The following is a 15094-nucleotide window of genomic DNA, read 5'->3' on the forward strand; positions in this document are numbered from 1 at the left end:
ACAGGTTCAGCAGATCAGTCAGCACATCCGACAGGCCTGGGTCCTCGACCGGCTTCTTCGCCGCTTCCTGGGCCACGGCACCGCCGGCAATCGCAATACTGGCGCACAAAGCGAGCAGCAAATATCGTTTCGCACGCATGGCGAATCCTCCAACGCATAAGTCGCCGCCATTGTCGTGACGATTGTGCAAATTGAAAGGCTGTATGCGCTCGAAAGCGGTTATTTCCGCATAGTTGGCGCGGGACGTGGAAGAACCGCTGCAACACGGAGCAATTGCCCAAAACAAAAGGGGCCACAAGGGCCCCTTCGGTTCAAATCAAACGTGCGGAAAGCTTATGCGGCTTCGGCGTCGTTTGCAGCTTCGGCTTCGAGGCGAACGCGGTCGCCAGCACCCTTGGCCGAGGTGTCGCGATCGACGAACTCGATGACTGCCATGGCGGCGTTGTCACCGCGGCGGAAGCCAGCCTTCATGATACGCAGGTAACCACCGTTGCGGGTGGCGTAACGCGGTGCGACGACGTCGAACAGACGCTTCACGACGTTCTCGTTGCCGATTTGGGCGATCACCTGGCGGCGGGCATGCAGGTCGCCGCGCTTGCCGAGCGTCACCAGCTTCTCGACGATCGGACGCAGGTCCTTAGCCTTTTCGAGCGTGGTCACGATCTGCTCGTGCTCGATCAGCGAGACCGAGAGGTTGGCGAACATGGACTTGCGGTGGCTTACGCTGCGGGAGAAGCGGCGGCCTTTGAAACCGTGGCGCATGGCTCTTTTCCTTATTTTAAGTTGTTCAAGAGGCCACGGCCTCTGATGGTTTTCCGCAAGGCCGTCGGACCGGAATATCCGGTCCTCGGAACCATGCTCGACTAGGTCTTCTTAGTACTGGTCTTCGTATCGCTTGGCGAGGTCTTCGATGTTTTCCGGCGGCCAGTCCTGCACTTCCATACCGAGGTGCAGACCCATTGCGGCCAGAACTTCCTTGATCTCGTTGAGCGACTTGCGGCCGAAGTTCGGCGTACGCAGCATCTCAGCTTCCGTCTTCTGGATCAGGTCGCCGATGTAAACGATGTTGTCGTTCTTGAGGCAGTTGGCCGAGCGGACCGAAAGCTCCAGCTCGTCGACCTTCTTGAGCAGCGCCGGGTTGAAGGCGAGCTCGGTGACGGCCTCGGCTGCAACTTCCTTCTGCGGCTCGTCGAAGTTGACGAACAGTGCAAGCTGGTCCTGCAGGATGCGTGCAGCGAAAGCCACCGCGTCCTCACCGGTGATCGAACCATCGGTCTCGATGGTCATGGTCAGCTTGTCGTAGTCCAGAACCTGACCCTCGCGGGTGTTCTCGACCTTGTACGAAACCCGCTTGACCGGCGAGTAGAGGCTGTCGACCGGAATGAGACCGATCGGAGCATCTTCAGCGCGGTTGCGGTCAGCCGGCACGTAGCCCTTGCCGGTGTCGACGGTGAACTCCATACGGATCTCCGCGCCCTCGTCGAGCGTGCAGATCACGTGGTCGGGGTTCAGGATCTCGACGTCGCCAACAGTCTGGATGTCGCCAGCGAGCACGGCACCGGGGCCCTGCTTGCGAACGACCATGCGCTTCGGACCGTCGCCTTCCATGCGGATGGCGATTTCCTTGATGTTGAGCACGATGTCGGTGACGTCCTCGCGAACGCCGCCGATGGACGAGAACTCATGCAGCACGCCGTCGATCTGCACGGCGGTGACGGCCGCGCCACGAAGCGACGACAACAGCACGCGGCGCAGGGCATTGCCGAGCGTCAGGCCGAAGCCACGCTCCAGCGGCTCGGCGACCAGCGTGGTCAGCGTCTTCTTCTTSGACGAGAACTCGATCTTGTTTGGCTTGATCAGTTCCTGCCARTTTTTCTGGATCATATTCGCTTCCTTCCGTTRRCCCGMCACCATCCAATCGTGRCGGGCGACCTGGAAACCGCAAACGAGCGCACAAGGCGCTCGCGCGGAGTGAAATATTAGACGCGACGCTTCTTGCGCGGGCGGCAGCCATTGTGCGGAATCGGCGTCACGTCGCGGATCGACGTGATCGTGAAACCAGCAGCCTGGAGCGCGCGCAGTGCCGACTCACGACCCGAACCCGGACCGCAAACCTCGACCTCGAGCATACGCATGCCGTGTTCCTGTGCCTTCTTGGCAACGTCTTCAGCAGCCATCTGGGCTGCGAACGGGGTCGACTTGCGCGAACCCTTGAAGCCCTGCGCACCAGCCGACGACCAGGCAATCGTGTTGCCCTGTGCATCGGAGATGGTGATCATGGTGTTGTTGAAGGTCGAATTGACGTGGGCAACGCCCGACGAGATGTTCTTGCGTTCGCGACGGCGAACGCGGCCGGCTTCCTTAGCCATAGTAGTCCTTTCAGTTGATCTCTTCACCGCCGTAATGCCAGCGGCTACACCAGCCTGCGATTAAGGTGTCAGGCCGAACACCCGCCCACAAAAGGCGAAAACCGGCGGGCCGAAACCCGCCGGTGATACGAAATTACTTCTTCTTGCCGGCAATCGCCTTGGCCGGACCCTTACGGGTGCGCGCATTGGTATGCGTGCGCTGGCCGCGGACCGGAAGCGAACGACGGTGACGCAGGCCGCGGTAGCAGCCGAGGTCCATCAGACGCTTGATGTTGATCGAAACTTCGCGGCGCAGGTCGCCTTCGACGTGATAGTCGCGGTCGATCGTCTCGCGGATCGCCAGAACTTCAGCATCGGTCAGCTGGTTGACGCGACGTTCAGCCGGGATACCGACCTTCTCGACGATCTCCTGAGCGAACTTCTTGCCAATGCCGTGAATGTACTGAAGCGAGATCACAACGCGCTTGTTGGTCGGAATATTTACGCCGGCTATACGAGCCATATTTACCACTCCATTTGGGCCGGACAAAGCCGGCGCTGTAAGTTGCCCCGCGTCCGGTGGAGGCCGGCCCATGCGGGTTTTCCGTATCAATACGACTATGCGCCCTAGTGGGCAAACACCATCATGCCTGAATGGAAGACGGGCCGCCATACTCCAGTACGGCCCGCCAGTCAAGCACGACTGCTGTTTTAGTGTGTGGCATCCGCGAGGATCGCTTCGATCTGCGCGGTCACCTCGTCCATATCGGCCATGCCGTCGACCTGCTTCAACAGGTCGTTGGCGTAGTAGTAGCCGATCAGCGGAGCGGTTTTTTTGTAGTACTCGCGCAGCCGTTCTTCGAACACCTCGGCATTGTCATCCTTGCGCACCGGCTGGCCAGCGGCCCTCGCCTCCTCTGCACGCTTCAGGATTCGACCGATAAGTGCTTTGTCGTCAACAGCGAGTTCGATGACCACGTCGAGCTGCATGCCGCGTTCGGCCAGCATGTCAGCGACAGCGTCAGCCTGTGCCAGCGTGCGCGGATAACCATCAAGAATGAAGCCCTGGGCACAGTCTTCCTGGTCAATGCGTTCTGCAACGATCGCGTTGACGATCTCGTCCGAGACGAGCTCGCCAGCATCCATCACCGACTTGGCGCGCTTGCCAACTTCAGTTTCAGCTTTCACCGCAGCCCGCAGCATGTCGCCAGTCGACAATTGCGGGATGCCATGCTTTTCGACCAGTCGTTGCGCTTGTGTCCCCTTGCCCGCTCCCGGCGGCCCAAGCAATATCAGCTTCATCTTCCCCTCTTACCTCCACGGAGCTTCGACTTCTTGATCAGCCCTTCATACTGATGGGCGATCAGGTGACCCTGAATCTGCGCCACGGTATCAAGCGTTACATTGACCACGATCAGAAGCGAAGTACCACCAAGGTAGAACGGAACGCCGGTTGCCGAAATCAGGAACTCGGGCATCAAGCAGATGACGACGAGATAGGCAGCGCCGATGACGGTGACGCGGGTCAGCACGTAGTCGATATATTCCGCGGTGCGCTCGCCTGGGCGATAGCCGGGAATGAAGCCCGAATGCTTCTTCAGCTGGTCGGCGGTGTCCTTCGGGTTGAACACGATCGCCGTGTAGAAGAAGGCAAAGAAGACGATCATTGCCGCGTAGAGCAGCATGTAGAGCGGCTGGCCATGGCCGAGCGCCGACATCATCGTGCTCACCCAGCCGGGCAGCGTGGCGGTGTTCGAGAAGCCCGCGACGGTTGCCGGCAGCAGCAGCAGCGACGACGCGAAGATCGGAGGAATGACGCCGGCGGTGTTGAGCTTGAGCGGCAGGTGCGAAGTGTCGCCCTGGAACATGCGGTTGCCGACCTGGCGCTTCGGATACTGGATCAGAAGGCGACGCTGCGCACGCTCGAAGAACACGATCACTGCGATGACGACGATCGCAAGCACGATGATCGCGAGAATCAGGCCGGTCGACAGAGCACCGGTGCGGCCGAGTTCCAGCGTGCCGCTGATGGCGCTCGGAAGACCTGCGACGATGCCAGCGAAAATGATCAGCGAAATGCCGTTGCCGATGCCGCGTGCGGTGATCTGCTCGCCGAGCCACATCAGGAACATGGTGCCGCCGACAAGCGTGATGACCGTCGAGGCGCGGAAGAACATGCCCGGATCGGTAACGATGCCGTTCCCGCCCTCAAGGCCGGCTGAAATGCCATAGGCCTGGACCAGCGCCAGAAGCACGGTGCCGTAGCGGGTGTACTGGTTGATGACCTTGCGGCCCTGCTCGCCTTCCTTCTTCAGCGCTTCAAGCGACGGAACGACCGACGTCATGAGCTGCATGATGATGGAAGCAGAGATGTAGGGCATGATGCCGAGGGCAAAGATCGCCATGCGCTGCACAGCGCCGCCGGCGAACATGTTGAAAATGCCAAGAACGCCGCGGCTCTGCTGGGTGAAAGCCTGCGCGAACGCTTCGGGATTGATTCCAGGAAGCGGAATATAGGTACCGAGGCGATAGACCAAAAGCGCGCCGAGCGTAAACCAGATGCGTTTCTTAAGATCTTCGGCCTTGGCGAAGGCTGCGAAATTCAGATTGGATGCTAGTTGTTCAGCAGCCGATGCCATTCAGGGTACTCCGCTTGGTCACGCCGAAAGCCGCGATGGGCGCGGCGCGTGTCACCGAAGCCACGAGATAGGCTTCGGACGGCAAACATGCAAGCGGCGGTATCTCTACCGCCGCTTACTTTGCAAAGCCTTTTACTCGGCGGCTGCCACTTCCGGCAGCTTCACCGATCCTCCAGCCTTTTCGATCTTTTCGATCGCCGGCTTGGAAGCGCCGGCAACGTCAAAGGCCACCTTGGCCGTGAGTTCGCCGTCGCCGAGGATGCGGACGCCGTCCTTGACGCGGCGAATCACGCCGGCCTTGACGAGGACTTCCGCCGTCACGGTCTCTTTCACGTCGAGCTTCTTGGCATCGATCGCGACCTGAATGCGGGCCAGCGAAACGGTGACGTAGCTCTTTGCAAAGATATTGGTGAAGCCGCGCTTCGGCAGGCGACGATAGAGCGGCATCTGGCCACCCTCGAAGCCGTTGATCGCGACGCCTGAACGAGCCTTCTGGCCCTTGACGCCACGACCGCCGGTCTTGCCGGATCCGGAGCCGATGCCACGGCCAAGACGCTTCTTGGAGTGGGTCGCGCCGGCGTTGTCACGCAGATCGTTGAGTTTCATCTTCTATCTCCTGCGATCGGCCTACGCCTCGTCCACAACGCGGACGAGATGCTGGACAGCTGCGATCATGCCGCGCACGGAAGGAGTATCCTCCAAGGTGCGCTTGCGATGCATCTTGTTGAGGCCGAGGCCGACCAGCGTGGCACGCTGTTCTTTCGGCCGGCGGATCGGGCTACCGATCTGCTCGACGGTGACGGTCTTGGTTGCTTTCTTGGCCATGGTCATTGTCCCTGGTCAGCTCGAGCGACTATTCTTCAGCCGCAACGGCGGTGCCGCGGCGGGCCTGAAGCGTCGAATACTTGATGCCGCGCTGTGCAGCCACATCCTTGGGATGCATCTGGCTCTTCAGCGCATCGAAGGTCGCGCGCACCATGTTGTATGGGTTCGACGAACCCATCGACTTGGCGACGACGTCGTGCATGCCGAGCGTCTCAAAGACAGCGCGCATAGGACCGCCGGCGATGATGCCGGTACCCTGCTTGGCAGAGCGCAGCAGAACGCGACCAGCGCCCCAACGGCCTTCGACATCGTGGTGCAGCGTACGGCCCGAGCGGAGCGGCACGAAGATCATGTCGCGCTTGGCCGATTCGGTTGCCTTGCGGATCGCTTCCGGCACTTCGCGCGCCTTGCCGTGACCAAAGCCAACGCGGCCCTTCTGGTCGCCGACAACGACGAGTGCTGCAAAACCGAAACGCCGGCCGCCCTTGACGACCTTGGCAACACGGTTGATGTGGACGAGCTTATCGACGAATTCGCTGTCGCGCTCTTCGCGGTCACGGCTACGGTCGCGACCACCTTCCCTACGTTCTTGTGCCATATTCCTATCCTTATTTTTTTCCGGAAGCACGGGGGTTAAAAACTAAATCCGGCGTCTATAACGTCGCCGGATCGATTGCAACTGGTCAGTGATGCGGCGCAGCGCCACGCGCTACGCCGTAATCTGCATCAGAAGTTGAGGCCACCTTCACGGGCAGCTTCGGCAAGCGCCTTGATGCGGCCGTGATAGATGTAGGCGCCACGATCGAAAACGACATCCTTGATGCCGGCCTTCGACGCGCGCTCGGCGATCAGCTTGCCAACCGCAGTCGCGGCAGCAGTGTCAGCACCGGTCTTCAGCGTGCCCTTGAGATCCTTCTCGAGGGTCGAAGCGGCTGCGAGCGTCTTGCCATTGGCGTCGTCGATGACCTGAACATAGATGTTCTTCGACGTACGATGGACCGACAGACGCGGACGGCCGTTGGCGACCTTCTTGATCTGGCGGCGGATGCGCGCCGAACGGCGCAGAGTGGTTTCTTTCGAAGCCATAATAGTGGTTCCTTGCCTTCTGAAACGGGCGCGGCCATCTGCGGTAAGCTGAAATGCTTCCCGCGACCGCGCACCGCGGCGTTATAATTACTTCTTCTTGCCTTCTTTGCGGACGATCTTCTCGCCTGCATAGCGGACGCCCTTGCCCTTGTAGGGCTCCGGACCACGATATTCGCGGATCTCGGCGGCGACCTGGCCAACCTGCTGCTTGTTGATGCCGTTGACCACGATTTCGGTCGGCTTCGGCACCGTAATGGTGATGCCTTCCGGCGTCTGGTAGACGACGTCATGGCTGAAGCCAAGTGCGAGCTGCAGGTTCTTGCCCTGAAGCGTTGCACGATAACCGACGCCGGTGATCTCGAGCTTCTTTTCGAAGCCGTCCTTAACACCCGTCAGGATGTTGACGATCTGCGTCCGCGACATGCCCCACTTGGAGCGCGCATCCTTGGACTGATCGCGTGGCTGAACGGCAATCTCGCCATTCTCCATCGAGACCAGAACTTCATTGTTGACCACGAACTTCAGCTCGCCCTTGGGGCCCTTCGCCGTGACGGTCTGGCCGTCGACGGCGGCGGTGACGCCCTGCGGAAGCTGAACGGGTTTCTTGCCAATACGAGACATAGTCCTCGTGCCTTTCTTGTTTCAGCCTACGCAGATCAGAATATCTGGCAGAGGATTTCCCCGCCGACGTTCTGTTCGCGCGCTTCGTGGTCGGCCATCACGCCCTTCGGAGTCGAAAGGATCGAGATGCCGAGGCCATTGGCGACCGGCGGAATCGACTTGGACGAGACGTAGACGCGGCGGCCTGGCTTGGAGACACGCGCGATTTCGCGAATCACCGGCTGGCCGTCGAAGTACTTCAGCTCGATTTCGATCTCGGACTTGCCGTTTTCGAAATCGGTCTGGCTGTAGTCGCGGATATAGCCTTCCGACTTCAGCACGTCGAGAACACGGGCGCGCAGCCTGGACGCAGGCGTCGAAACAGTCGACTTCTTGCGGCCATAGGCGTTGCGGATGCGGGTCAGCATATCGCCGAGAGGATCACTCAAAGACATATCAAATGCTCCTTACCAGCTCGACTTGACCAGGCCGGGGATTGCTCCCGTCGAGCCCAGTTCACGAAGCGCGATACGCGACATCTTAAGCTTGCGATAGTAGGCACGCGGACGGCCGGTAATTTCGCAGCGGTTACGGATACGGGTCTTAGCCGAGTTGCGCGGCAGCGCGGCGAGCTTGAGCTGCGCGCGGAAGCGTTCCTCGATCGGCTTGGACTGATCCATGATCACATCCTTGAGGGCCTTACGCTTTGCAGCGAATTGGTCGACAAGCTTGCGGCGCCGGTTGTTCTTTTCGACTGAGCTGGTTTTTGCCATTTCAGATTTTTCCTTTGCTCGCTGCCGTTACTGCCGGAAGGGGAAGTTGAAGGCCTTGAGCAGAGCCCGAGCCTCTTCGTCCGTCCTGGCGGTCGTGCAAACGATGATGTCCATGCCCCAGATCTGATCAACCTTATCGTARTTGATCTCGGGGAACACGATGTGTTCCTTGATGCCCATAGCGTAATTGCCACGGCCGTCAAAGCTTTTTGGGTTCAGACCGCGAAAGTCGCGAACGCGCGGCAGTGCGATGTTCACCAGACGGTCAAGGAACTCGTACATGCGTTCCTGGCGGAGCGTCACCTTGGCGCCGATCGGCATGTGCTCGCGCACCTTGAAGCCGGCGATCGACTTGCGGGCGCGGGTCACAACCGGCCTCTGGCCAGCGATCATCGCCAGGTCTTCAGCGGCGGCCGCGGGCTTCTTCGAATCCGCGGTCGCTTCGCCGATACCCATGTTGAGCACGATCTTGTCGATGCGCGGGATCTGCATCACGTTGTCGTACTTGAACTGCTCCTGCATCGCCTGACGGATGGTCTCTTTGTAAACCTTCTTCAGACGCGGCTCGATGGTTGCATTAGCCATTGATGACTTCTCCCGAGCGCTTGGCGACGCGCACCTTCGTGCCGTCCTTCTGGACCTGGAAACCGACGCGGGTCGGCTTGCCATCCTTGGGGTCGGTGAGCGCGAGGTTCGACAGGTGGATCGGCGCTTCTTTGGTAATAATCCCGCCCTCTTGGGTCTGGGACTGCTTCTGGTGGCGGCGGATCATGTTCACGCCACGGACAAGTGCCTTGTCTTCCTTCGGCTGGACAGACAGCACTTCGCCAGTGCGGCCCTTGTCCTTGCCGGTCAGAACGACAACCTTGTCGCCTTTACGGATCTTCTGCATTGTTCCGGCTCCTTACAGCACTTCGGGCGCGAGCGAGATGATCTTCATGTGGTTCTTGGCGCGGAGTTCGCGCGGAACCGGCCCGAAGATACGCGTGCCGATAGGTTCTTTCTTGTTATCGACAAGAACGGCCGCGTTCTTGTCGAAACGGATCACGCTGCCGTCCGGGCGACGAATGTCCTTGGCCGTGCGAACCACGACCGCCTTCATCACATCACCCTTCTTTACGCGGCCGCGCGGAATGGCTTCCTTGATCGACACCACGATGATGTCGCCAACAGAAGCATACTTCCGCTTCGAGCCGCCCAGCACCTTGATGCACATGACACGACGGGCGCCGGAATTGTCCGCGACGTCGAGGTTTGTTTGCATCTGAATCATGACTGGCCGCCTTCTTCTTCTCTAACGGGATGGGCTACCGCCCTCCCCGGCTTGTCCAAAATTCGTTGTTACGCCTGGTCGGCGGAGATGACGACCCAGCGCTTATCCTTGGAAATCGGCTTCGATTCCTGGATAGACACCTGATCGCCCACCTTGTGGGCGTTGTTTTCGTCGTGCGCCTTGTAGTTCTTCGACATACGCACGGTCTTCTTCATCACCGGGTGCGTGAAGCGACGCTCGACCTTGACGACGACCGTCTTCTCGTTCTTGTCGCTGACGACCGTACCCTGCAGGATGCGCTTTGGCATGGTTTTCGTCCTTAAGCCTTCTTGCCGGCCGATTTTTCGGCGGCGATGGTCTTGATACGCGCGATGTCCTTACGAACTTGTTTCACGCGCGCCGTCTTTTCCAGCTGACCGGTCGCCTTCTGGAAGCGCAGGTTGAACTGCTCCTTCTTGAGGCTGGCGAGCTCGTCAGTGAGCTGGTCCTGGGTCTTCGTCCTGACGTCTGAGGCTTTCATGATCAGCCCTTCCTTATTCTGCGATGCGCTGAACGAAGCGCGTCCTGACCGAGAGCTTGGCAGCGCCGAGCCGCAGCGCTTCACGCGCCACTTCCTCGGAGACACCATCGATCTCGAACATCACGCGGCCTGGCTTGATGCGGCATGCCCAGTAGTCGACCGCACCCTTGCCCTTACCCATGCGGACTTCGGTCGGCTTCGACGTGACCGGCACATCTGGGAAAATACGGATCCAGACGCGGCCCTGACGTTTCATTTCGCGGGTGATCGCGCGGCGGGCCGCCTCGATCTCACGCGCGGTGACGCGGTTTGGCTCAAGCGCCTTCAGTCCGAAGCCGCCGAAATCCAGGTTGGTGCCACCCTTCGCGGTGCCGTGGATGCGGCCCTTGAACTGCTTACGGAACTTTGTGCGCTTTGGCTGCAGCATCGTTCTAACTCCAAATTCCTATGCGTGTCAGGCGTTTTCGCGACGGCGGCCGCCTGGGCGGTCGCTAGCATGCGAATGATCGCCTTCGGTTGCGCGACGCTCTGAAGCCATCGGATCGTGCTCGAGGATCTCGCCCTTGAACACCCAGACCTTGACGCCGCAGATACCGTAGGCAGTCTTGGCTTCAGCCGTGCCGTAATCGACATCGGCGCGCAGGGTGTGCAGCGGAACGCGACCTTCGCGATACCACTCCATACGAGCGATTTCGGCACCGCCGAGACGGCCCGAGCAGTTGATACGAATGCCCTCGGCGCCGAGGCGCATGGCCGACTGCACCGCGCGCTTCATGGCGCGACGGAAGGCAATGCGGCGCTCGAGCTGCTGCGCGATCGACTGAGCGACCAGCGTAGCGTCCGTCTCGGGCTTGCGAACCTCGACGATGTTGAGGTGCGTCTCGGACTTCGTCATCTCCATCAGCTTCTTGCGAAGCTTTTCGATGTCGGCGCCCTTCTTGCCGATGATCAGGCCCGGACGTGCTGCGTGAATGGTCACGCGGCACTTCTTGTGCGGACGCTCGATCACGACCTTGGAGATCGCGGCCTGCTTCAGTTCGTTCTCAAGATACTTGCGGATCTTGATGTCTTCGTGAAGCAGCTGGCCGTATTCGCCGGTGTTTGCATACCAGCGCGAGTCCCAGGTGCGGTTGATGCCGAGGCGGAGACCAATAGGATTGATTTTCTGGCCCATTATGCGGCCTCCCCTTTCTCTTCGACTTCACGAACAACGATCGTGAGGTGCGAAAACGGCTTCTCGATGCGGCTGGCGCGACCACGGCCACGAGCGTGGAAACGCTTCATGACGATCGACTTGCCGACATAGGCTTCCGCCACCACCAACGCATCGACATCGAGGTCGTGATTGTTTTCCGCGTTGGCAATAGCCGATTCGAGGGTCTTTTTAACCGTTCCGGCGATGCGCTTGCGCGAAAATTCCAGATCCGAAAGCGCGGTCGCCACCTTCTTGCCGCGGATAAGCGCGGCAACGAGGTTGAGCTTCTGCGKGCTGACCCGGATCGTACGGAGAACCGCACGTGCCTCGTTGTCAGCAAGCCTGCGCGGAGCTTTGGCCTTGCCCATGTTACTTCCTCTTTGCCTTCTTGTCCGCGCCGTGACCGTAATAGGTCCTGGTGGGAGCGAACTCACCGAACTTGTGGCCGACCATGTCCTCGTTCACCGAGACCGGGACGTGCTTCTGGCCGTTGTAGACACCGAAGGTGAGGCCGACGAACTGCGGCAGGACAGTGGAGCGGCGGCTCCACATCTTGATCACCTCATTGCGACCGCCTTCACGAACCTTTTCTGCTTTCTTGAGCAGATAGCCGTCAATGAACGGGCCTTTCCAGACTGAACGAGTCACTGGCGTTACCTCTTCTTAGCTCTTGCGCTGATGGCGCGAGCGCAGGATGAACTTGTCGGTCGCCTTGTTGGACCGCGTCTTCTTGCCCTTGGTGGGCTTGCCCCAAGGCGACACCGGATGGCGTCCGCCCGAGGTGCGGCCTTCACCACCGCCGTGCGGATGGTCGACCGGGTTCATGGTCACGCCGCGATTGTGCGGACGCTTGCCACGCCAGACCGTGCGGCCTGCCTTGCCATCGTTGATGTTGCCATGGTCCGGGTTGGACACGGCACCGACGGTGGCGATGCACAGGCCGCTGACGACGCGCTGTTCACCCGAGTTGAGGCGAAGGATCGCCATGCCCTGGTCGCGGCCGACGAGCTGGGCATAAGCACCAGCCGAACGGGCAACCTGGCCGCCCTTGCCGGGCTTCAGTTCGATGTTGTGCACGATCGTGCCGACCGGCATCGAAGCGAGCGGCATTGCGTTGCCCGGCTTCACGTCGACCTGCTCACCAGCGATGATCTTGTCGCCGGCCTGAAGACGCTGCGGAGCAATGATGTAGCTCAGCTCGCCATCGTCGTACTTGATCAGCGCGATAAAGGCGGTGCGGTTCGGATCGTATTCGAGACGCTCGACCGTGCCGACCACGTCGAACTTGCGACGCTTGAAGTCGATGATGCGGTACGAACGCTTGTGACCGCCGCCGATGAAGCGAGCCGTGATGCGACCGTAGTTGTTGCGGCCGCCCGACTTCGTCAGGCCTTCGGTCAACCCCTTGACGGGCTTGCCTTTGTGGAGGCCCGAGCGGTCGACGATGACCAGCTGACGGGTGCTCGGCGTTATTGGCTTGAATTTCTTAAGTGCCATTGTCCTGTCCTCGCGGCCTTGCTCAGAGACCCGTCGCGACGTCGATCGACTGGCCTTCGGCCAGCGTCACTACCGCCTTCTTGACGTCGCTCTGGCGGCCGATCGTGCCGCGGAAGCGCTTCACCTTGCCCTTGCGGACCAGGGTGTTCACAGCAGTCACCTTCACGCCAAACAGCGCTTCGACGGCAGCCTTGATCTCGGGCTTGCTCGCCTTCTTGGCGACGTTGAAGACGACCTGGTTGTTTTCAGAAGCCATGGTCGACTTTTCTGTGATCGCCGGAGAGACGATCACGTCATAGTGGCGGAGATCCATCATTTGAAGCGCTCCTCGAGAGCCTCGACGGCGGCCTTCGAAAGGACCAGCGTGCCGCGGCGCAGAATGTCGTAAACATTGATGCCCTGGATTGGCAGGACATCGATGTTCGGGATGTTGGTCGCTGCGCGCTTGAAGTTGACGTCAAGCTCGGCACCGCCGATCACCAGGGCGTTGGTCAGGCCCAGCGTCGCGAAATTCGCGAGCAGTGCCTTCGTCTTGCCTTCGGCGAGGGTCAGCTCGTCGACGATGATCAGTTTCGATGTCTTAGCCTTGGCCGACAGAGCGTGCTTCAAGCCGAGAGCGCGGACCTTCTTGGGAAGATCGTGCTCGTGGCTACGAACGACCGGGCCGTGGGCCTTGCCGCCGCCGCGGAACTGCGGAGCGCGTGCCGAATGGTGACGAGCGCGGCCCGTACCCTTCTGCTTGTACATCTTGGCGCCGGTGCGCGCGATTTCCGCGCGACCCTTGGCCTTGTGCGTGCCCTGCTGCTTCTTGGCGAGCTGCCAGCGCACGACGCGCTGGAKAACGTCTTCGCGCGGGTCGAGACCGAAGATCTCTTCCGAGAGCTGGACCTTGCCGGCGTCGATGCCTGCAAGCGTGGTGATCTTGAGATCCATTATTCCGCTCCCTCTGTGGCCGGAGCCTCGTTCTTCGTGGCGGCGCGGATACCAGCAGGCTTCGGAGCGTTAGCCGGAAGCGCAATCTTGGCTGCGTCGCGGACCAGGATCCAAGCGCCCTTCGAACCCGGAACCGCACCGCGGATCAGGATGAGACCGCGATCGGTGTCGGTCGAGACAACTTCGACATTCTGGGTGGTGACGCGAACGTCGCCCATGTGTCCGGCCATCTTCTTGCCCTTGAACACCTTGCCCGGATCCTGGCGCTGGCCAGTTGAACCGTGGGTACGGTGCGAAACCGAGTTACCGTGGGTAGCACGGCCACCACCGAAGTGGTGACGCTTGATGACGCCCTGGAAACCCTTGCCGATCGTCGTGCCCGTCACATCGACCTTCTGGCCGGGGACGTAATGCTCGACAGTGATCTCGGAGCCAACATCGAGCATGTTGTCGGCGGACACGCGGAATTCGGCGACCTTCGACTTCGGCTCAACGGAGGCGGCAGCGAAGTGACCGCGCATCGCCTTCGTCGTATTCTTCACCTTGGCCAGGCCAACGCCGAGCTGAACGGCGGTGTAGCCATTCTTCTCTTTCGTGAGCTGTGCCACGACCTGGCAGTTCTCCATGCGGAGAACGGTGACGGGAACATGTTCGCCAGCGTCATTATAGACGCGGGTCATTCCCACCTTCTGTGCAATTACACCTGAACGCATCGGTTCGTTTTCCTTCAGAGGAGCCGTTTGGATCTGCTCGCGCGGCTCATGTTAGCTCTTAGAGCTTGATTTCGACGTCGACGCCTGCTGCGAGGTCGAGCTTCATCAGAGCATCGACGGTCTGCGGGGTCGGATCGACGATGTCCAGCAGACGCTTGTGCGTGCGCATCTCGAACTGCTCGCGGCTCTTCTTATCGACGTGCGGTGAGCGGTTCACCGTGAACTTCTCGATCCGAGTCGGCAGCGGAATCGGGCCGCGAACATTGGCGCCGGTGCGCTTCGCGGTCGACACGATCTCACGCGTCGAAGCGTCGAGAACCCGGTGGTCAAACGCCTTGAGGCGGATGCGGATATTCTGTCCGTTCATGGTCACTTCCTTGTTCTGGCGCGGCGCGGGCGTATTCCCGCCCGCGACAGATCGTTAATTCGGATTATTCTTTGATCGAAGCGACGATGCCGGCGCCGACGGTACGGCCACCTTCACGGATAGCGAAGCGCAGCTTCTCTTCCATGGCGATCGGCACGATCAGCTCGACATCGACGGTGATGTTGTCGCCGGGCATGACCATCTCGGTGCCTTCCGGCAGCGACACGATGCCGGTCACGTCCGTCGTGCGGAAGTTCAACTGCGGACGGTTGTTGGTGACGTTCGGCGTGTGACGTCCACCTTCTTCCTAGGTCAGGATGTAGGT

At 60.4% G+C, this 15094-nt stretch carries 27 protein-coding genes and 1 pseudogene; all 28 read right to left on the reverse strand.

Going from position 1 to position 15094, the window contains the following annotated elements:
• Positions 1 to 333: 333 nt before the first annotated feature.
• Positions 334 to 762, reverse strand: a complete 429-nt coding sequence (gene rplQ, locus AC1DWF_RS23380) for a 50S ribosomal protein L17 (RefSeq protein ID WP_476784514.1) — start codon at positions 760 to 762, stop codon at positions 334 to 336.
• Between the two features lie 111 nt (positions 763 to 873).
• Positions 874 to 1884 (reverse strand): DNA-directed RNA polymerase subunit alpha, encoded by a 1011-nt coding sequence (locus AC1DWF_RS23385; RefSeq protein WP_476789386.1) that lies wholly within the window; start codon positions 1882 to 1884, stop codon positions 874 to 876.
• 95 nt (positions 1885 to 1979) lie between these two features.
• Complete coding sequence (gene rpsK / locus AC1DWF_RS23390) at positions 1980 to 2369, reverse strand: 30S ribosomal protein S11 (RefSeq protein ID WP_184774718.1); 390 nt, start codon at positions 2367 to 2369, stop codon at positions 1980 to 1982.
• Positions 2370 to 2502: 133 nt separating this feature from the next.
• Entirely contained in the window at positions 2503 to 2871 is a 369-nt protein-coding gene (rpsM, locus tag AC1DWF_RS23395; protein ID WP_476783307.1) for a 30S ribosomal protein S13, read from the reverse strand.
• A gap of 188 nt (positions 2872 to 3059) precedes the next feature.
• A complete protein-coding gene (locus AC1DWF_RS23400) occupies positions 3060 to 3650 on the reverse strand; it encodes an adenylate kinase (protein WP_476783308.1) in 591 nt (196 codons plus the stop codon).
• Positions 3647 to 4987, reverse strand: coding sequence for a preprotein translocase subunit SecY (gene secY / locus AC1DWF_RS23405; protein ID WP_476783309.1), 1341 nt, complete (start codon positions 4985 to 4987; stop codon positions 3647 to 3649). Before secY ends, AC1DWF_RS23400 begins: the two co-directional genes overlap by 4 nt.
• A 132-nt stretch (positions 4988 to 5119) precedes the next feature.
• Entirely contained in the window at positions 5120 to 5593 is a 474-nt protein-coding gene (rplO, locus tag AC1DWF_RS23410) for a 50S ribosomal protein L15 (protein ID WP_476783310.1), read from the reverse strand.
• A 21-nt stretch (positions 5594 to 5614) separates the two neighbouring features.
• Positions 5615 to 5812, reverse strand: a complete 198-nt coding sequence (rpmD, locus tag AC1DWF_RS23415) for a 50S ribosomal protein L30 (protein WP_476783311.1) — start codon at positions 5810 to 5812, stop codon at positions 5615 to 5617.
• A gap of 28 nt (positions 5813 to 5840) precedes the next feature.
• Positions 5841 to 6410: a 30S ribosomal protein S5 gene (gene rpsE, locus AC1DWF_RS23420; RefSeq protein ID WP_067961902.1), complete on the reverse strand. Its 570-nt coding sequence runs from the start codon at positions 6408 to 6410 to the stop codon at positions 5841 to 5843.
• Positions 6411 to 6538: 128 nt separating this feature from the next.
• Positions 6539 to 6898, reverse strand: coding sequence for a 50S ribosomal protein L18 (rplR, locus tag AC1DWF_RS23425; RefSeq protein ID WP_476783312.1), 360 nt, complete (start codon positions 6896 to 6898; stop codon positions 6539 to 6541).
• A gap of 87 nt (positions 6899 to 6985) precedes the next feature.
• The gene (gene rplF / locus AC1DWF_RS23430) at positions 6986 to 7519 is read right to left on the reverse strand and encodes a 50S ribosomal protein L6 (RefSeq protein WP_476783313.1); all 534 of its coding nucleotides are present in this window, start codon (positions 7517 to 7519) and stop codon (positions 6986 to 6988) included.
• Between the two features lie 35 nt (positions 7520 to 7554).
• On the reverse strand, positions 7555 to 7953 hold the full coding sequence (rpsH, locus tag AC1DWF_RS23435; protein WP_055976439.1) for a 30S ribosomal protein S8: 399 nt from the start codon (positions 7951 to 7953) through the stop codon (positions 7555 to 7557).
• A gap of 12 nt (positions 7954 to 7965) precedes the next feature.
• Positions 7966 to 8271, reverse strand: coding sequence for a 30S ribosomal protein S14 (rpsN, locus tag AC1DWF_RS23440; protein ID WP_476783314.1), 306 nt, complete (start codon positions 8269 to 8271; stop codon positions 7966 to 7968).
• Positions 8272 to 8298: 27 nt separating this feature from the next.
• The gene (gene rplE, locus AC1DWF_RS23445; protein ID WP_476783315.1) at positions 8299 to 8856 is read right to left on the reverse strand and encodes a 50S ribosomal protein L5; all 558 of its coding nucleotides are present in this window, start codon (positions 8854 to 8856) and stop codon (positions 8299 to 8301) included.
• Positions 8849 to 9163 (reverse strand): 50S ribosomal protein L24, encoded by a 315-nt coding sequence (gene rplX / locus AC1DWF_RS23450; protein WP_476789388.1) that lies wholly within the window; start codon positions 9161 to 9163, stop codon positions 8849 to 8851. The genes rplE and rplX overlap by 8 nt, the downstream gene beginning before the upstream one ends.
• Before the next feature lie 12 nt (positions 9164 to 9175).
• Complete coding sequence (gene rplN, locus AC1DWF_RS23455) at positions 9176 to 9544, reverse strand: 50S ribosomal protein L14 (protein WP_006205457.1); 369 nt, start codon at positions 9542 to 9544, stop codon at positions 9176 to 9178.
• Positions 9545 to 9612: 68 nt separating this feature from the next.
• Positions 9613 to 9852 carry a 30S ribosomal protein S17 gene (rpsQ, locus tag AC1DWF_RS23460; RefSeq protein WP_476783317.1) on the reverse strand — a complete coding sequence of 80 codons (240 nt, stop codon included), beginning with the start codon at positions 9850 to 9852 and terminating at the stop codon, positions 9613 to 9615.
• Positions 9853 to 9863: 11 nt separating this feature from the next.
• On the reverse strand, positions 9864 to 10064 hold the full coding sequence (rpmC, locus tag AC1DWF_RS23465) for a 50S ribosomal protein L29 (protein ID WP_395446937.1): 201 nt from the start codon (positions 10062 to 10064) through the stop codon (positions 9864 to 9866).
• Between the two features lie 13 nt (positions 10065 to 10077).
• Positions 10078 to 10491, reverse strand: a complete 414-nt coding sequence (rplP, locus tag AC1DWF_RS23470) for a 50S ribosomal protein L16 (RefSeq protein ID WP_055976423.1) — start codon at positions 10489 to 10491, stop codon at positions 10078 to 10080.
• 27 nt (positions 10492 to 10518) lie between these two features.
• A complete protein-coding gene (rpsC, locus tag AC1DWF_RS23475) occupies positions 10519 to 11238 on the reverse strand; it encodes a 30S ribosomal protein S3 (RefSeq protein ID WP_476783318.1) in 720 nt (239 codons plus the stop codon).
• Positions 11238 to 11627 carry a 50S ribosomal protein L22 gene (rplV, locus tag AC1DWF_RS23480; protein WP_476842100.1) on the reverse strand — a complete coding sequence of 130 codons (390 nt, stop codon included), beginning with the start codon at positions 11625 to 11627 and terminating at the stop codon, positions 11238 to 11240. Before rplV ends, rpsC begins: the two co-directional genes overlap by 1 nt.
• A 1-nt stretch (position 11628) precedes the next feature.
• Complete coding sequence (gene rpsS, locus AC1DWF_RS23485) at positions 11629 to 11907, reverse strand: 30S ribosomal protein S19 (protein ID WP_055976414.1); 279 nt, start codon at positions 11905 to 11907, stop codon at positions 11629 to 11631.
• Between the two features lie 15 nt (positions 11908 to 11922).
• Positions 11923 to 12756 (reverse strand): 50S ribosomal protein L2, encoded by an 834-nt coding sequence (gene rplB / locus AC1DWF_RS23490; RefSeq protein ID WP_476783320.1) that lies wholly within the window; start codon positions 12754 to 12756, stop codon positions 11923 to 11925.
• Between the two features lie 22 nt (positions 12757 to 12778).
• Entirely contained in the window at positions 12779 to 13072 is a 294-nt protein-coding gene (locus tag AC1DWF_RS23495) for a 50S ribosomal protein L23 (RefSeq protein WP_476783321.1), read from the reverse strand.
• Positions 13069 to 13689 (reverse strand): 50S ribosomal protein L4, encoded by a 621-nt coding sequence (rplD, locus tag AC1DWF_RS23500; RefSeq protein WP_476842101.1) that lies wholly within the window; start codon positions 13687 to 13689, stop codon positions 13069 to 13071. The genes AC1DWF_RS23495 and rplD overlap by 4 nt, the downstream gene beginning before the upstream one ends.
• On the reverse strand, positions 13689 to 14402 hold the full coding sequence (gene rplC, locus AC1DWF_RS23505; RefSeq protein ID WP_476789714.1) for a 50S ribosomal protein L3: 714 nt from the start codon (positions 14400 to 14402) through the stop codon (positions 13689 to 13691). Before rplC ends, rplD begins: the two co-directional genes overlap by 1 nt.
• A 58-nt stretch (positions 14403 to 14460) precedes the next feature.
• Positions 14461 to 14769 (reverse strand): 30S ribosomal protein S10, encoded by a 309-nt coding sequence (rpsJ, locus tag AC1DWF_RS23510; RefSeq protein ID WP_006205468.1) that lies wholly within the window; start codon positions 14767 to 14769, stop codon positions 14461 to 14463.
• Positions 14770 to 14833: 64 nt separating this feature from the next.
• Positions 14834 to 15076: pseudogene (locus AC1DWF_RS23515) on the reverse strand (EF-Tu C-terminal domain-related protein); the annotation flags it as partial.
• Between the last annotated feature and the right edge of the window lie 18 nt (positions 15077 to 15094).

This window comes from Aminobacter sp. P4_D5, assembly GCF_056401815.1.

What these genes read in the sequence shown, in the direction of transcription:
- rpsE (WP_067961902.1), bottom strand. Translation starts at nt 6,410, where the DNA reads ATGGCACAAGAACGTAGGGAAGGTGGTCGCGACCGTAGCCGTGACCGC.
- rpmD (WP_476783311.1), bottom strand. Translation starts at nt 5,812, where the DNA reads ATGGCCAAGAAAGCAACCAAGACCGTCACCGTCGAGCAGATCGGTAGC.
- rpsK (WP_184774718.1), bottom strand. Translation starts at nt 2,369, where the DNA reads ATGGCTAAGGAAGCCGGCCGCGTTCGCCGTCGCGAACGCAAGAACATC.
- rplC (WP_476789714.1), bottom strand. Translation starts at nt 14,402, where the DNA reads ATGCGTTCAGGTGTAATTGCACAGAAGGTGGGAATGACCCGCGTCTAT.
- rplP (WP_055976423.1), bottom strand. Translation starts at nt 10,491, where the DNA reads ATGCTGCAGCCAAAGCGCACAAAGTTCCGTAAGCAGTTCAAGGGCCGC.
- rpsJ (WP_006205468.1), bottom strand. Translation starts at nt 14,769, where the DNA reads ATGAACGGACAGAATATCCGCATCCGCCTCAAGGCGTTTGACCACCGG.
- rpmC (WP_395446937.1), bottom strand. Translation starts at nt 10,064, where the DNA reads ATGAAAGCCTCAGACGTCAGGACGAAGACCCAGGACCAGCTCACTGAC.
- rplX (WP_476789388.1), bottom strand. Translation starts at nt 9,163, where the DNA reads ATGCAGAAGATCCGTAAAGGCGACAAGGTTGTCGTTCTGACCGGCAAG.
- rplQ (WP_476784514.1), bottom strand. Translation starts at nt 762, where the DNA reads ATGCGCCACGGTTTCAAAGGCCGCCGCTTCTCCCGCAGCGTAAGCCAC.
- rpsM (WP_476783307.1), bottom strand. Translation starts at nt 2,871, where the DNA reads ATGGCTCGTATAGCCGGCGTAAATATTCCGACCAACAAGCGCGTTGTG.
- rplN (WP_006205457.1), bottom strand. Translation starts at nt 9,544, where the DNA reads ATGATTCAGATGCAAACAAACCTCGACGTCGCGGACAATTCCGGCGCC.
- rpsQ (WP_476783317.1), bottom strand. Translation starts at nt 9,852, where the DNA reads ATGCCAAAGCGCATCCTGCAGGGTACGGTCGTCAGCGACAAGAACGAG.
- secY (WP_476783309.1), bottom strand. Translation starts at nt 4,987, where the DNA reads ATGGCATCGGCTGCTGAACAACTAGCATCCAATCTGAATTTCGCAGCC.
- rpsC (WP_476783318.1), bottom strand. Translation starts at nt 11,238, where the DNA reads ATGGGCCAGAAAATCAATCCTATTGGTCTCCGCCTCGGCATCAACCGC.
- rplB (WP_476783320.1), bottom strand. Translation starts at nt 12,756, where the DNA reads ATGGCACTTAAGAAATTCAAGCCAATAACGCCGAGCACCCGTCAGCTG.
- rplF (WP_476783313.1), bottom strand. Translation starts at nt 7,519, where the DNA reads ATGTCTCGTATTGGCAAGAAACCCGTTCAGCTTCCGCAGGGCGTCACC.
- rplO (WP_476783310.1), bottom strand. Translation starts at nt 5,593, where the DNA reads ATGAAACTCAACGATCTGCGTGACAACGCCGGCGCGACCCACTCCAAG.
- AC1DWF_RS23495 (WP_476783321.1), bottom strand. Translation starts at nt 13,072, where the DNA reads ATGATGGATCTCCGCCACTATGACGTGATCGTCTCTCCGGCGATCACA.
- rpsN (WP_476783314.1), bottom strand. Translation starts at nt 8,271, where the DNA reads ATGGCAAAAACCAGCTCAGTCGAAAAGAACAACCGGCGCCGCAAGCTT.
- AC1DWF_RS23400 (WP_476783308.1), bottom strand. Translation starts at nt 3,650, where the DNA reads ATGAAGCTGATATTGCTTGGGCCGCCGGGAGCGGGCAAGGGGACACAA.
- rplR (WP_476783312.1), bottom strand. Translation starts at nt 6,898, where the DNA reads ATGGCTTCGAAAGAAACCACTCTGCGCCGTTCGGCGCGCATCCGCCGC.
- rpsH (WP_055976439.1), bottom strand. Translation starts at nt 7,953, where the DNA reads ATGTCTTTGAGTGATCCTCTCGGCGATATGCTGACCCGCATCCGCAAC.